Genomic DNA, 14,193 nt, shown 5'->3' with positions numbered 1-14,193 from the left:
ATATAGTTGGACGTCAAGGCTGCAAAGTGACGAACAGATTAGTTCTCGGACAGATTTGCCCATTTTGCAGAATGCAGTAATTTTACCACCCGCCATCGCCGGGGAACCCACGTTGCCACATCTTGATTGCATGGTGCGGGATTTTTGTCACACAGACCGGCCCTCGGCCGTAACGCAACAATCGACGAGCGGCCTGACCGGAATTGAACGGAATCAGTCATGAACGTGGTGAATTGTGCTGAGTAAGAATCCTCTGCAAGTGCTTCTCGCGCAGCCCCGCGGCTTTTGTGCCGGCGTGGTGCGCGCCATCGATATCGTCGAACGGGCGCTGGAGAAATACGGCCCACCGGTCTATGTCCGCCACGAAATCGTCCATAACAAGCACGTGGTCGAAAGCCTCAAGGCCAAGGGCGCGATTTTTGTCGAGGACCTGTCCGAGGTACCGCCGCAGGCGGTGACGGTGTTCAGCGCCCACGGCGTGGCCAGGAGCGTCGAGGAAGAGGCTGAAAGCCGCGGCCTGCCTGTCTTGAATGCAACCTGCCCGCTGGTCACCAAGGTCCATAATCAGGGCAAGCGCTACGTGTCGAAGGGCCGGACGCTGGTGCTGATCGGCCATGACGGGCACCCCGAAGTGGTCGGTACCATGGGTCAGGTTCCCGGACCGATACATCTGGTACAAAGCGTTGAGGACGTGGCATCCCTGCAACTTCCGGTAGATTTACCGATCGCCTATATCACCCAGACCACCCTCAGCGTCGACGACACCCGGGACATTATTGTCGCGCTTGAACAGAAGTTTACCGACATTCAGGGCCCGGACATCCGAGATATCTGCTATGCGACACAAAACCGCCAATCTGCGGTAAGAGACCTCAGCAAGCTCGTTGACGTGATCCTGGTGGTTGGCGCCACCAACAGCTCCAATTCCAACAGGCTGAGGGAGATCGGAACCGAAGTCGGCGTGCCGAGCTATCTGATCGCCGACGGCAGCGAGCTCAACCCGAACTGGTTGAAAGACGCCCGCACAGTGGGCATCACGGCTGGCGCTTCGGCGCCAGAAGTGCTTGTAGATGATGTTATTGAGGTTTTAAGGCGCATCGGGCCGGTGGCCGTGTCGGTGTTGCCGGGACGCGAAGAGAATATTGAATTCCGGCTGCCTGCCGAACTGACCGCGGTTGATTGAATCCACGACGCCGAGAAAGAAAACTGTAATGGCAATTCCGTTCTTCAAAGAGATCAAAATCGGCAGCTATCTGGTGAAGCAGAAACTGCTCGGCCGGAAACGCTATCCGCTGGTTCTCATGCTCGAGCCGTTGTTTCGTTGCAACCTGGCCTGCGTCGGCTGCGGCAAGATCGATTATCCCGACGCCATCCTCAACCGCCGCATGTCGGCGCAGGAGTGCTGGGATGCCGCCGACGAGTGCGGTGCGCCCATGGTCGCAATCCCCGGCGGCGAGCCGCTGATCCACAAGGAGATCGGCGAGATCGTGCGCGGCCTGGTGGAGCGCAAGAAGTTCGTCTCGCTGTGCACCAACGCGCTGCTGCTGGAAAAGAAGCTCGACCTGTTCACGCCGTCGCCCTACCTGTTCTTCTCGGTGCATCTCGACGGTCTCAAGGACCATCACGACAAGGCCGTGTCGCAGAAGGGCGTGTTCGACCGCGCCGTCTCCGCCATCAAGGCCGCCAAGGCCAAGGGCTTTGCCGTCAACGTCAATGCCACGATCTTCGACGGTCACTCGGCCGAGGATATCGCCAAGTTCCTGGACTACACTGTGGAGCTCGGTGTCGGCGTCTCCATGTCGCCCGGCTACGCCTATGAGCGCGCGCCGGACCAGGAGCACTTCCTCAACCGCACCAAGACCAAGAAGCTGTTCCGCGACGTCTTTGCGCTGGGCAAGGGCAAGAAGTGGAACATCATGCATTCCGGCCTGTTCCTGGACTTCCTCGCCGGCAACCAGGAATACGAATGCAAGCCGTGGGGCATGCCCGCGCGCAACATCTTCGGCTGGCAGAAGCCGTGCTATCTCCTCGGCGAAGGCTACACCAAGACCTTCAAGGAGTTGATGGACACCACCGACTGGGACACCTACGGCACCGGCAAGTACGAAAAGTGCGCCGACTGCATGGCCCATTGCGGTTACGAGCCGACCGCTGCGGACAACGCCATCACCAACCCGCTCAAGGCTTTGTGGGTCGCGTTGCGCGGCGTCAAGACGTCAGGCCCGATGGCGCCGGAGATCAACCTCGATCACCAGCGCCCGGCGCAGTACATCTTCTCCGCCGAAGTCCAGAAGCGGCTTTCCGACATCCGCAAGGACGAGGCGGAAGCCGCCGCGCAAAAGGCGCAGCAGAAGGCCACCACCGCGGCGTAAGGCAACGAACTACGAAATCGAAAAAAAGGGCGCGATGCAAATCGCGCCCCTTTTGTTTCGCACTTTTAGAAACCTGGGACCGGCGGTGCGTCCCCTCCCCCGCTTGCGGGACAGGGAAAACAGCAGCGTCGCAGTCTGCGGTATCAGACTTAGGCGACGCGCTTGATGGCATCGCCCAGGATCGAGACGATATCGTCGATGTGGCTCTTCTCGACGATCAACGCCGGCGACATGGCGAACGCGTCGCCGCTCTGGCGCAGATACAGGCCGTGGTTGAAGCAGTCGACCATCACTTCATAGCCGCGCGCGGCCGGGGCGTCCTTGCGCGGGGCGAGTTCGACGGCGCCCATCAGGCCGCAATTGCGGATGTCGATGACGTTGGGCAGATCCCGCAGCCGGTGCAGGGCATCGCGCCAGTACTCGGCCATCGAGGCGCCACGCGTCAGCAACCCCTCTGCCTTATAGATGTCCAGCGTCGCGATGCCGGCCGCGCAGGCCACCGGGTGCGCCGAATAGGTGTAGCCGTGGAACAGCTCGATCTGGCCTTCCGGTCCGTGCATCAGCCCGTCGTAGATCTTGCGGCTGGCGAAGACCGCGCCGCACGGCACGGTGCCGTTGGTGATGCCCTTGGCGGTGGTCATCAGGTCCGGCGTGACGCCGAAGAAATTTGACGCGAACGGTGTGCCGAGCCGGCCGAAACCGGTGATGACCTCGTCGAAGATCAGCAGGATGCCGTGCTTGGTGCACAATTCGCGCAGCCGCTTCAGATAGCCCTGCGGCGGCGGCAGCACGCCGGTCGAACCCGGCACCGGTTCGACGATGACGGCTGCGATGGTCTCGGCGCCATGCAGCGCGACCAGCCGTTCGACGTCGTCGGCGAGTTCGACGCCATGCTCCGGCAGGTCCTTCGCGAACGCATTGCGCGCGAGGTCATGGGTATGTCGGATGTGATCGACGCCCGGCAGCCGGGCGGATGAGAAGGCGCGGCGGTTGTTGACCATGCCGCCCACCGACGTGCCGCCGAAGCCGACGCCGTGATAGCCGCGCTCGCGGCCGATCAAGCGCGTGCGCGTGGCCTGGCCATTGGCCCGGTGATAGGCCAGCGCGATCTTCAGCGCCGTGTCCATCGATTCCGAACCGGAATTGGTGAAGAAGATGCGGTCGAGGCCTTCGGGTGCAATCTCGGCCAACCGGTTGGCGAACTCGAAAGCCAGCGGATGGCCCATCTGGAACGCGGGCGCGAAGTCGAGGGTGGTGAGCTGACGCTCGACGGCGGTGGCGATCTCGCGGCGGCCGTGGCCCGCGTTGGTGCACCACAGGCCCGCCGATCCGTCGATCACCTTGCGGCCGTCTTCGGTCATGTAGTGCATGCCCTGCGCGGAGGCGAACATGCGCGGCGCCGACTTGAACTGCCGGTTGGCGGTAAACGGCATCCAGAACGATTCGAGTTGCAGGCTGTTCGGAATTTGATGAATGGTCACGGGGCGCTCCTCTGGCTGTCTGCACGAGATCACGTTCGCCCAAGGCACAACAAGTCCTTTTCTTGGTCCAGGTAAGCCATTGATTTATCTGTATACGACGGCGCATATTTGCCGGATCCGAAACACTTCCAACAGGCATTCGGGATGACCATCGATCTGGGCGAACGGCTGCGGTTTGTTCGCGGGCATCACAAGCTGTCGCAGCGCGAACTGGCCAAACGCGCGGGCGTGACCAATTCGACGATTTCGCTGATCGAGTCCAACCAGATGAATCCGTCGGTTGGCGCGCTCAAGCGCATTCTCGACGGCATCCCGATGGGGCTGGCCGAATTCTTCGCCATGCAACCGGAGACGCGGCAAAAAGCCTTCTATCGGTCCGATGAGCTGACCGAGATCGGCAAGAAGCCGATTTCCTACCGCCAGATCGGCGACAATCTTTTCGGTCGCAGCCTGCAGATCCTGAAAGAGCGCTACGAGCCGGGCAGCGACACCGGCCGCGTGCCGCTGGTGCATGAGGGTGAGGAAGGCGGCATCGTGGTGAGTGGGCGGCTCGAAGTGACCGTGGACGACGAGCGCCGCGTTCTCAACCCGGGCGATGCCTATTATTTCGAAAGCCGCCGCCCGCATCGATTCCGCTGCGTCGGGGACGCGCCTTGCGAAATCATCAGCGCGTGCACGCCGCCGTCATTTTGAAGACCGGCAAGCGCTTCTCATCTTGGGGAGCGCGGTCCTCGCCAGAGGGCCGCGGGGTGGCGCGATCCGGGAACGTCTAGACCTCGGCGGCCGAGAGGCTGCTGCTGCCGAGCATGAAGCTGCGGCAGCCGCGCAGGCTGCGCAGGGCGCGGTTGAAATCGCGGCCGGTGGACACCAGCGCGCGGATCACCATGGGATTGCGGGCGATGCCGCGCATCACCTTGCGCAGGTCGACATCGCCATTCGGCTTGATCGCGGTGGTCGCCAGTTCCGGCAGCGCACGGTGCGCGGGATCGCTGACCACCCGCAGGGCGGCAAACGGCAGACCCGCCGCATGGGCGAAATCGGCAGCGATGTGGCTTTCCATGTCGACGGCGACGGCGCCGGTTTCCGAGCGCAACGCGGCCTTGCCGGCCTGCCCCGTCACCACTTTCTCGACCCCGACCAGGCCACCGCGGAACACGGTCTGGCGTCCGAGGCCGGCACCGGCGATCAGTTCGTCGCTGAGCGATTCGGCGGCCGTCCAGCGGCGGTCGCCGCCCATCACTTCCGTGGCAATGACCACGGCGCCTGATTTCAACTCGGGATCGAGGCCACCGGCGACGCCGAAGCTGATGACGCCGCGAATGGAGCTGTGATCGAATTCCGCCAGCAGCGCGCGCAGCCGCATGGGGTCGCTGCTGCTGCAGATGACGGTCATACCGGGCCCGGTGGCAATCCGGGCTTCCTGAACCAGACCAGTCACGATCAACACCGGCCGCGGGTCCATCATATTGCCCGCCGACGCATCCACAGCCGCCAAAATCACATTCCGACCCCTACCACCCTGCTATTGGTGCTTTTCAAATTCCGGAACCGCGCCAGCGCCCAGAGCGGGAAGAACTTTGCATAGCCATGGTAGCGCAGATAAAACACCCGCGGAAACCCTGTTGCGGTGTAACGCGCCTCGTCCCACCAGCCTTTTTCGCCTTGTGTGTCAATCAGGTAACGCATTCCGCGGGCGACGGCGGGATGTTCGACCTCACCAGCAGCCATGAGCGCGAGCAAGGCCCATGCCGTTTGCGATGAGGTGCTCGGGGCTGGCTCATATCCCTTGTAGTCGAGCCGGTAGCTGACTGCGTCCTCGCCCCAGCCGCCATCGGCGTTCTGGATCGACAGCAGCCAGCCCACCGCCTTGCGCATCGTCGGTTCCTGATGGTCCACCCCGGCGGCGTTCAGCGCGCACAGCACCGACCAGGTGCCATAGATGTAATTCAGGCCCCAGCGGCCGTACCAGGATCCTTCCGGCAGCCGGGTGCGGCGCAGATAGTCGACACCGTCGGCCATCGGCTTGCTGGACCCGATGGTCTCGCCGAGCTGGGCCAGCATCGAGACGCAGCGCGCGGTGACGTCCTCGGTCGGCGGGTCGAGCAGCGCGCCGTGGTCCGAGAACGGGATGTTGTTGAGATAATATTCGAGGTTGTCGACATCGAACGCCGCGAAGCCGCCGTCGCGGCTCTGCATGCCCTCGATCCATTCGCGGCCGCGGTCGATGGCCACGTCATAGTCGCTGGTGCCGCTGCGCCGGCGCGCGCGATCCATCGCCATCATCACCACGGCGGTATCGTCGAGATCGGGGTAATGCGCATTGTTGTACTGGAAGGCCCAGCCGCCCGGCCGCAGTTCCGGCCGCTTCACCGCCCAGTCGCCCTTGACGTCGAGCACCTGCTTCGGCCGCAGCCAGTCCAGCCCCTGCTTGGCCTCGGCCACCGCGTCGTCACCGCCGGTCTCGAGCAGCGCATGCGCGGTCAGCGCGGTGTCCCACACCGGCGACACGCAGGGCTGGCAGTAGGCCTCCTCCTCGCCGATCACCAGCAGCTTGTCGATACCCGCGCGGGTCACCGCCCGCGGCGGATAGTCGGCGGGAAAGCCGAGCACCTCATACATCATCACGGTGTTGGCCATCGGCGGATAGATCGCGCCAAGACCGTCCTCGCCGTTCAGCCGCTCCTCGACAAAGGCCACCGCCTTGGCCATCGCACGCGCCCGCAGCCGCTTGGGAAAATACGGCTCGGTGGCGCGCAGGACGATGTCGATGCCGCTGAAGAACGCGAACAGCGCGCGGTTCTGATGCGGCGCCCGCGGCGTTCGGCCGATCAGCTTGGGATCCTGCAGAAACAGTTCGCGGATATCGATCTCGCCGAGATTCTGCGCCCGCGGCTTCAGGGCGGCGAGCACCATCAGCGGCACGATGGTGGTGCGCGCCCAGTACGAAATCTTGTTGAGGTGAAACGGAAACCAGAAGGGCAGCAGCATGATCTCGACCGGCAGCACCGGTACGCTCTTCCACGTCAGCACGCCGAACATCGACAGCATGAAACGCGTGAACACGTTGACGTGGATGGCGCCGCCGCGCGACCGGATCGCCTCGCGCGCCTTCGCCATGCACGGCTCGTTGGGATCGACGCCCATCATCTTCAACGCAAAATAGGCCTTCACGCTGGCGCTCATGTCGAACGCACCGTCCTGCACCAGTGCCCAGCCGCCATGGGTTCCCTGCGTCCGGCGAATGTAGTTGCCGATCTTGCGCTGCAGTTCGTGATCGACCGGCTCGGCGAGATAATGGCGCAGCAGAACGTATTCGGAGGGGATGGTGACATCGGCTTCGAGCTCGAACACCCAGTGGCCGTCGGGCTGCTGGAAACTCAGCAGGCCGTGCTTTGCCGATGCGATGCTCGCATCGAGCGTGGCGCGTTCAACTTCGACGTGGTCGTTCATGACATCCATCCTGCTCGACTTCTCCGTGGTCGCCGCGCGAGCCGGTCGCGCGCCTGTGGGATCAGGCCCGGCGCATCGCCAGCACGAGATCGGCGGCGCGATCGCCCGATCGCACCGATCCCTCGATGGTCGCCGGCAACCCGGTATCGGTCCAGTCACCGGCGAGAAACAGGTTCTTGAAGGCGGTGACGGGACCGGGCCGCAGCGCGTTCTGCTCCGGCGTGGCTTCAAAGGTGGCGCGGCGCTCGCGCACGATCTGCCACGGCGGCAGCTCGGTGGCGACGTCGATGCCGGCGGTCCGGCAGATGTCGTGCCAGAGCGCGCGCGCCAGTTCCTCGCGCGGCATGTCGATGAGCCGGTCGGCGTTGCTGATGGTGATCGACAGCCGCTGCGGAAACGCGAACAGCCATTCGACCAGCCCGCCGACCACGCCGGTCAGGTCCGGCAATCCCGGTGGCGGATCGAAGCGGAAATGCGCGTTGACGATGGCGCGGAATTTGGTCGGAGCGGTCAGTCCGGGCAGCATGGACATGGCCGCCCGCGGCGGCGCCGCCATCACGACGACATCGTCGATGCCCATCGCAATGCTGTCGCCGGCGCCGAAATTCAACGCGCCGACCCGGTCGCCCTGCATCTCACAGCCGCGCAGCTCGTGGCCGAAATGCACGCCGGCGCCCCCGGCCCGCAGCAGCTCGATGGCCGGCTCGACCAGCACCGCGGACAGGCCGTCGCGGGCAATCAGCGGGCGGCAGGACCGCCCGCCGGCTAACAGGGTTTCGCGGACGATGGCGCCGGCCAGCCCCGCCGAGCCTTCCGGCGGATCGACATTGAGCGCCGCCAGCAGCAGTGGCTGGACCAGCCGGTCGTAAAGCGTGCCCGTGCAGGGGATGGCATCGCCGACCAGCCGGCTCGGCTTCGACCAGACCAGCGGCATCAGCCGCAGATAATCCATCACCGAGGTGTCCGGGACACGGCGGGACTTGTCGAACAGCCAGGTCGGAATTTTGCTGTTGCCGAGATCGAGCAGCCAGCGTTTTCCGCTCGCCAGGTCGATGAACGGAAACTGCGCGGTTGCCGGCCCGACAAGGCCTGCCTCGGTGCCGATCGACCTGGCATAGGCGACGGCGTGGCTGTTGCCCGACAGCAGCAGGTGGTTGCCGTTGTCGATGGTCAGCTGCGTCGCTGCGTCGAAATAGGAGCGGCAGCGACCGCCGGCCTGCTGGGTGGCCTCGTGCACCTCGACCTGCCAGCCGGCATTGACGAGGCGAACCGCCGCGGAAAGGCCGGAAATTCCAGCACCGATGATGTGAACTGTTTTGGGCATCAGATGATCGCGTATTGCAGCAGGATGGCAATCTTGGACGCCTTGCCGAGGCGCACCGGATCGCGCGGCAGCGCAAAGCCGCGCTTGACCAGCAGTTCGAGAATCTTGCGATAGTATTTCGACATGATGCGCGGCGCCCGCACCAAACGCCGCTTGTTGCGGCTCATGATCTCGTCGGCCTTCTTGAAATGCATCCGTGCCCGCAGCACCAGCGGCGCGCAGACCTTCGGCAGCGCCGGGCTGGCGATCACCACCTGGGGATCGCTCGACGTGATGCCGGCGTGAAACAGCATCTCGCGCGGCAGATACAGGCGCCCGATGCCGGCATCCTCGTCGATGTCGCGCAGAATGTTCGTCAATTGCAGCGCGCGGCCGAGGTGATGCGCCAGCAGAATGCCGTCCTCGTCCGGCAGGCCGAACACCTTGACCGACAGCCGGCCGACGGCGCTGGCGACACGGTCGCAATACAGATCCAGCGTCGCCTCGTCGGGCGCGCGGATGTCGGCGGGAATATCCATTTCCATGCCGTCGATGACGGCGATGAAATCTTCCTTGCGCATGCCGAACTGCTTGATCGGGCCGACATAGTCGCGCACGCGGGCTGGCGGATGGCCGTCATAGAGCGCATCGATATCGCGCCGCCACTGCGCCATGTCGGCAAGCCTGACGTCGCGCGGGCCATCGGAGTCGGCGATATCGTCGACCTGACGGCAGAAGCTGTAGATCTGGAACATGGCCTCGCGCTGGGCGCGCGGCAGGATCCGCATCGCCGCGTAAAACGAGCTGCCTGCCGCAATGCCCTGAGGCTGTTCGACTTCGGACGTCATCTGCTGGTTCATGCGCGGGGCGTCGATCGGGACAACGGCGCGCTGCCGGTGGCGCGGCGCCACAGGAAGCCGGCGATGCCGCTCAGGGCGAAACCGGCCATCGCCGGCTTCGACAGGTGGACATTGTCGCTGAGCGGATCGCGCACCTTCAACAGGTTCAGGATCTGCCAGGCGAAGGTTTCGATCACCGCGATCTCGCAGCCGAGCCGGATGTCCGTCACGTGCCCAGCCAGGGTCTGGCTCTGCACCATCAGGGTCTCGGTCTTGGCCGCCAGTTCGCGGATACCGGCCAGCAGCGCTGGCGAAGACTTCGGTTGGGCGAGATCCGCGATGCCGGCGCCGTGGCGCGCAAAGGTCTCGGCGGGAATGTAGACGCGATCGAGGTCGCGATAGTCGGCGGCGCAATCCTGCAGATGGTTGTTGATCTGCAAGGCCGCGCACAGCGCGTCAGAGGCCGGCCAGGTGGCCGTGCTCTCGCCGTGCACATCCAGCATGAAGCGGCCGACCGGCATGGCGGAAAACGAGCAATAATGAATCAGCTCATCCCAATTGGCGTAGCGCCGCTTGGTGACGTCCATGCGGAATGCCGTCAGCACGTCACAGGCGTGGCGCGGCGGCATCGCCCGCTCCGCGAGTGCCGAACGTAGCGCCAGCGCCTCGGGCTGGGCATCGCCCTGCCCGAGCAGCCCCGCCTCGAGCTCGTCGAGCAACGCCAGCTTGGCCGCATCGCCAAGCTCGGCGTGATCGGCGATGTCGTCGGCGGTACGGACGAAATTGTAGAAGGCGAGAATCAGGGCACGGTGGCGCGGATGAATGATCCACGACGCCACCGGGAAATTCTCGTCGCGATGGGTCTTCCCAGATCGCAGGTCGCTCGCAGGGGTCATCAGGAACTGGCTACGTTGGTTGGAACATGGTCACCCGCGTACCGCCCGGGCCCGAAAAGGGCCATGGACGGATCGGGTCGCGCCCCCATATAGGGGAAATCCGCCGGCTAGACCAACGCCAATCTGCCGACCGGAACTTTCCGCGGCGGACTGGGCAGTTGGCCCGCCCTCCGCGCGGCCCAGGCCTTACTGGCCGTGGCTTACCAACACCTCGTTGCAGGCCTTGGTCAGCTTGGGGCGGTTTTCCTTGAGGCAGGACAGAATGACAAGGTCACCCTGATCCATCAGGGGGCGGCAAAAGCGCTGGACGTCGCGGGTACAGGCCTTTTGTTCCTGCTCGGTGCCGCTTCGCTGTTGCTGCTGGGCCAATGCGCCCGTCGAGGCAGAAACAGAAACCACCGCCAGTACCAAGAAAATTTTACGCATTGTCTTCCTTCAATATAGGGGGATTCAGCCCGGATTCTGCATAGCATATCCAGCGTGGTTCGCACCGTTGGCAAGGCCTGAACGTCAGGCCCTCGCGCTGTTTAGCGGCGAACGATGCAGCCGTGCCACAGGAAACATTGCGATAGGCCGAATTTGTGTCCACGCTACGCCGAGGAGGTGGCCTCGCCCGCAATCCAGGCATTCGGCTCTGCGGGAACTTTTGGTCGCAAGCCACCCGGCAACATAAATGCTTCACCTCCTGCGGAATAACATCGCATCGCGGAGCACACCATCGCTTGAACCAAAAGCACCGCAGCGACACTTAAACTTCGATAGGACGCGACGTATATCTCGACGCGGCATCGTCATCTTGATGGGGAAAGTCGATATGCAGAGCTTTGCTGAAAGTTTCACCGCGCGCGCGATCAAGGCGGCGAGCATCGGCGCCGCGTTGCTGTTCTCGGTATCCGCCGGCCATGCGCAATCGGGTCCGTTTGCCGGCTTCGACGGCTCGTGGAGCGGCAACGGCACGGTCTCGCTATCGGATGGTACCACCGAGCGGATTCGCTGCCGGGCAACCTACAAGGTCGACGGCGGTAACGCGCTGAAGCAGACCCTGCGCTGCGCCAGCGACAGCTACAAGTTCGACCTCTCGAGCGACGTCACCAGCCAGGGCAACCAGGTGACCGGAAGCTGGAGCGAGGCCAGCCGCAATGTCTACGGCAACCTCAATGGCCGCGCTGGCGGCGGCCAGATTGACGTGTTCGTCGAAGCGGCCGGTTTCGCAGCCACCATCACCCTGACGACCCGCGGCAACCGGCAGTCGGTGTCGATCAGTTCGAAGGGCGAGATCCGCGGCGTACAGATCAGCATGGTCAAGGGCTGAGGTACATTCCCTGCCGTCGCCCGGCCTGCGCGCAACTGCGCGCCAGGACCCGGCGACCCGGCAGCACCGGCAGTTGCGATTTATCACAAGCGCCTGCGTATACCGGGTCCGCCGCTTTCGCGGGGGATGACAGTCGCGTGCGTGGTGCCCCAGTCCCTACTCCGCCGGCTTGGCCAGCACGGACGTCCCGGAAATCTTCTGCTGCAGGTTGATCAGCCACATTGCGGTCGGACGCAGGATGAAAAGGTCGGCGAACAGGGCCGCGACCATGGCGAAGGCCGAGAGCCAGCCGAACAGCCGCAGTGACGGCAGATCCGAAAACACCGTGACGACGAGGCCGCAGGCCAGCACCACCGTGGTCAGGATCAGCGCCGGCCCGACCAGCACGGTGGCCCGCTCCACCGCGATCGCGGGATCGGTGCCGGGCGTATCTTCCAACCGCAGGCGGTTGAGGAAGTGGATGGTGGCGCTGAGGCCGAGGCCGAACGACACCGTGAGGGCCACCACGCTGGCAAATTGCAGCCCCTCCCCGAGCAGCCACAGCACCGTGCCCGACAGCACCACCGGGAAGATGCCGGGCAGGATGCAGGCGAACATGACCACCCAGGAGCGGAACGCCAATCCGATGAAGATCGCCACCAGCCCGAATTCGATGGTCAGGCCGTGGTTGAGCTTCTCGATCATGCCAGCGGAATTGCGCGCCGCGATCGCCGACAGGCCGGTCACCGCGATTTCGTAGCCGGGATGCTTCTTGCGGATGTCGTTCAACTGGCTGTCGAGCTTGTCGACCACCGGCAGGATCGCGCTTGAATCGAGGTCCGGTACCCGGCCGGACACCACCACCGCCATCTGATCGGCGGAGATGAAGCGCCGCACCAGATGTTCGGGGAGCAGGCTGACATATTCCTTCAGCGTCGCCACGTCGTTACTGCCCGCCTTTTCAGCCAGCCAGCGGCGCAGCGTTTCCAGCGACCAGACATTGCCGACGCCAGCCGACTTCTCCACCATCGAATGCACGTCGGCGATGGTCTGCAGGGTCTGCGGCGAATACAGCGTCTCGCCCTTGGGGAACTCGATCAACACGTCGATCGGATTGGCGCCCGTCAGCTTGGCATCGAGACGACCGGAGGCGGCCACCGCCTGCTCCTTGTCCGGCACCTGGTCAGCGAGGCGATAACGCGGTTCCAGATTGGCATAGATGACAGCCAGGCCGCCGACGAGAACGACCGAGATCAGGCTGAACAGGCCCGGACGGCCGACCATACGCACCGCGATCCAGTAACAGAAGGAGCGTAGCGCGTTGACGCCGGCGTCGGCGGTCTGGAACTTGGCGGCAAACACCTTTTCGTTGCGTACCAGCAGCACGCCGAACACCGGCACCAGCGACAGCACCGCCAGCAGCGCAATGACGGTGGCGGCGAGACCCGCCTCGCCGAAGGCGCGGATCAGATCCGAATCGGAGAACTGCAAGGCGAGAAAGGAAATGCCGGCGGTGGCGTGGGTCAGCACGCAGGCCGGGCCGACCACCAGGACCGCGTTCTTGAACGCCGAATACTTGTCCTCGCCCGCAATCAGCCGGTCGCGCGCCGCGAAGGTCAGCTGCATGGAATCCGCGAAGCTGATCACCATGATCAGCGGCGTCATCACGTTGAGGAACATGTTGAGGCTGAAGCCGGCCCAGCCCAGCGCGCCCAGCGCCAGCAGGATCGCCAGGAGCGGCGGGAATGCCGCCACGATCATGAACGACACCTTGCGGAAGAAGATGATGGCGATCAGGCAGCCGGCGAGAATGCCGGCGACGTTGTAGATCAGGCCGTCGCGCTCGACCGCGTTGCGGATCTCGAGCTGCATCACCGGCACGCCGGAGAGCTGCTTGGTCAGCCCACTGTCGGCCAGATCGTCGTTCATGATCTTGCGGATCTCGCCGACGGCCTTGCTCAGCTTGTTGTTGCTGACCACCGCCGGATCGAGCGACAGCACCACAAGGGCCAGCGTGCCGTCATCGGACAGCAATTTGCCGCGGATGATCTCGTTGTTCTTCACCGTCTCGATGAATTTGTCGTAGGCGGCCCCTTCCGGCAATTCCGACGGGAACAGCGCCGCCGGCAGCTTGCCGGGCGCCGGCGCCTGGCGCGCCGAGAACAGCGAGATCAGCCCGCGCACGCCGTCGACCAGGCTGCAGATCGGTGACGAGGTCGCGCACCTTCTCGAGGTTCTGCCGTTCCAGCAGGGTCTTGCCCTCGACCACCACCAGCACGTCGAACTCGCTGGACGGAAAGCGCTTCGTCACTTCCTCGTACTGCCGATATTCCTTGCTGTCGGAGCGGAACAGCTGGCTCAGCGAATCGTCGATCTTGATGCGCTGGATGCCGAAGATGGCGCCGACCACCAGCGCCAGCAGGATAATGCAGGACAGCACCGGCGCCTTGACCGCAATCAGGCCGATGCGCTCCAGCCCGAAGGCGATGCTCAGCGACCGGCGACCCGATGGAGAGAGATCGGCGTCGCGGGAATTCTTGTCGTGCATGGTGCGTCCAGTC

11 protein-coding genes and 1 pseudogene are annotated in these 14,193 nt (G+C 64.1%); 4 read left to right on the top strand and 8 right to left on the bottom strand.

Annotated features, from left to right (window positions below; all coding sequences use genetic code 11):
* Window positions 1-253: 253 nt before the first annotated feature.
* Window positions 254-1,183 (top strand): 4-hydroxy-3-methylbut-2-enyl diphosphate reductase, encoded by a 930-nt coding sequence (ispH, locus tag ACUXVA_RS16945; protein WP_413776534.1) that lies wholly within the window; start codon window positions 254-256, stop codon window positions 1,181-1,183.
* Window positions 1,184-1,211: 28 nt separating this feature from the next.
* Window positions 1,212-2,372, top strand: coding sequence for an adenosyl-hopene transferase HpnH (gene hpnH, locus ACUXVA_RS16940; RefSeq protein ID WP_265079252.1), 1,161 nt, complete (start codon window positions 1,212-1,214; stop codon window positions 2,370-2,372).
* A gap of 149 nt (window positions 2,373-2,521) precedes the next feature.
* Here the strand turns inward: hpnH and ACUXVA_RS16935 are convergent, their stop codons facing one another.
* Window positions 2,522-3,853: an aspartate aminotransferase family protein gene (locus tag ACUXVA_RS16935; protein WP_445487174.1), complete on the bottom strand. Its 1,332-nt coding sequence runs from the start codon at window positions 3,851-3,853 to the stop codon at window positions 2,522-2,524.
* A 144-nt stretch (window positions 3,854-3,997) separates the two neighbouring features.
* Between ACUXVA_RS16935 and ACUXVA_RS16930 the strand changes: the two genes are divergently transcribed.
* Window positions 3,998-4,546 (top strand): cupin domain-containing protein, encoded by a 549-nt coding sequence (locus ACUXVA_RS16930; protein WP_265079254.1) that lies wholly within the window; start codon window positions 3,998-4,000, stop codon window positions 4,544-4,546.
* A gap of 76 nt (window positions 4,547-4,622) precedes the next feature.
* On the opposite strand, the gene ACUXVA_RS16925 is transcribed toward ACUXVA_RS16930, so the two are convergent.
* The 6 genes from ACUXVA_RS16925 to ACUXVA_RS16900 all read right to left on the bottom strand — a co-directional run bounded on the left by ACUXVA_RS16925 (window position 4,623) and on the right by ACUXVA_RS16900 (window position 10,767).
* Entirely contained in the window at window positions 4,623-5,318 is a 696-nt protein-coding gene (locus tag ACUXVA_RS16925; protein WP_445487172.1) for a phosphorylase, read from the bottom strand.
* 32 nt (window positions 5,319-5,350) lie between these two features.
* Window positions 5,351-7,303 (bottom strand): squalene--hopene cyclase, encoded by a 1,953-nt coding sequence (gene shc, locus ACUXVA_RS16920; protein ID WP_445487170.1) that lies wholly within the window; start codon window positions 7,301-7,303, stop codon window positions 5,351-5,353.
* A 61-nt stretch (window positions 7,304-7,364) separates the two neighbouring features.
* Entirely contained in the window at window positions 7,365-8,627 is a 1,263-nt protein-coding gene (hpnE, locus tag ACUXVA_RS16915; RefSeq protein ID WP_265079257.1) for a hydroxysqualene dehydroxylase HpnE, read from the bottom strand.
* Window positions 8,627-9,466, bottom strand: a complete 840-nt coding sequence (gene hpnD, locus ACUXVA_RS16910) for a presqualene diphosphate synthase HpnD (RefSeq protein WP_265079258.1) — start codon at window positions 9,464-9,466, stop codon at window positions 8,627-8,629. The genes hpnE and hpnD overlap by 1 nt, the downstream gene beginning before the upstream one ends.
* Entirely contained in the window at window positions 9,463-10,341 is an 879-nt protein-coding gene (gene hpnC / locus ACUXVA_RS16905; RefSeq protein WP_265079259.1) for a squalene synthase HpnC, read from the bottom strand. The genes hpnD and hpnC overlap by 4 nt, the downstream gene beginning before the upstream one ends.
* 186 nt (window positions 10,342-10,527) lie before the next feature.
* Entirely contained in the window at window positions 10,528-10,767 is a 240-nt protein-coding gene (locus tag ACUXVA_RS16900; RefSeq protein WP_265079260.1) for a hypothetical protein, read from the bottom strand.
* A 388-nt stretch (window positions 10,768-11,155) separates the two neighbouring features.
* On the opposite strand from ACUXVA_RS16900, the gene ACUXVA_RS16895 reads away from it, so the two are divergent.
* A complete protein-coding gene (locus tag ACUXVA_RS16895) occupies window positions 11,156-11,653 on the top strand; it encodes a hypothetical protein (RefSeq protein ID WP_265079261.1) in 498 nt (165 codons plus the stop codon).
* Window positions 11,654-11,809: 156 nt separating this feature from the next.
* Here ACUXVA_RS16895 and ACUXVA_RS16890 read toward each other — a convergent pair.
* Window positions 11,810-14,180, bottom strand: a pseudogene (locus tag ACUXVA_RS16890) (efflux RND transporter permease subunit).
* Between the last annotated feature and the right edge of the window lie 13 nt (window positions 14,181-14,193).

Source organism: Rhodopseudomonas sp. RCAM05734 (assembly GCF_052658035.1).
Note: the sequence above shows the minus strand (reverse complement) of the source record. Positions and strands in the feature narration are given on the sequence as shown.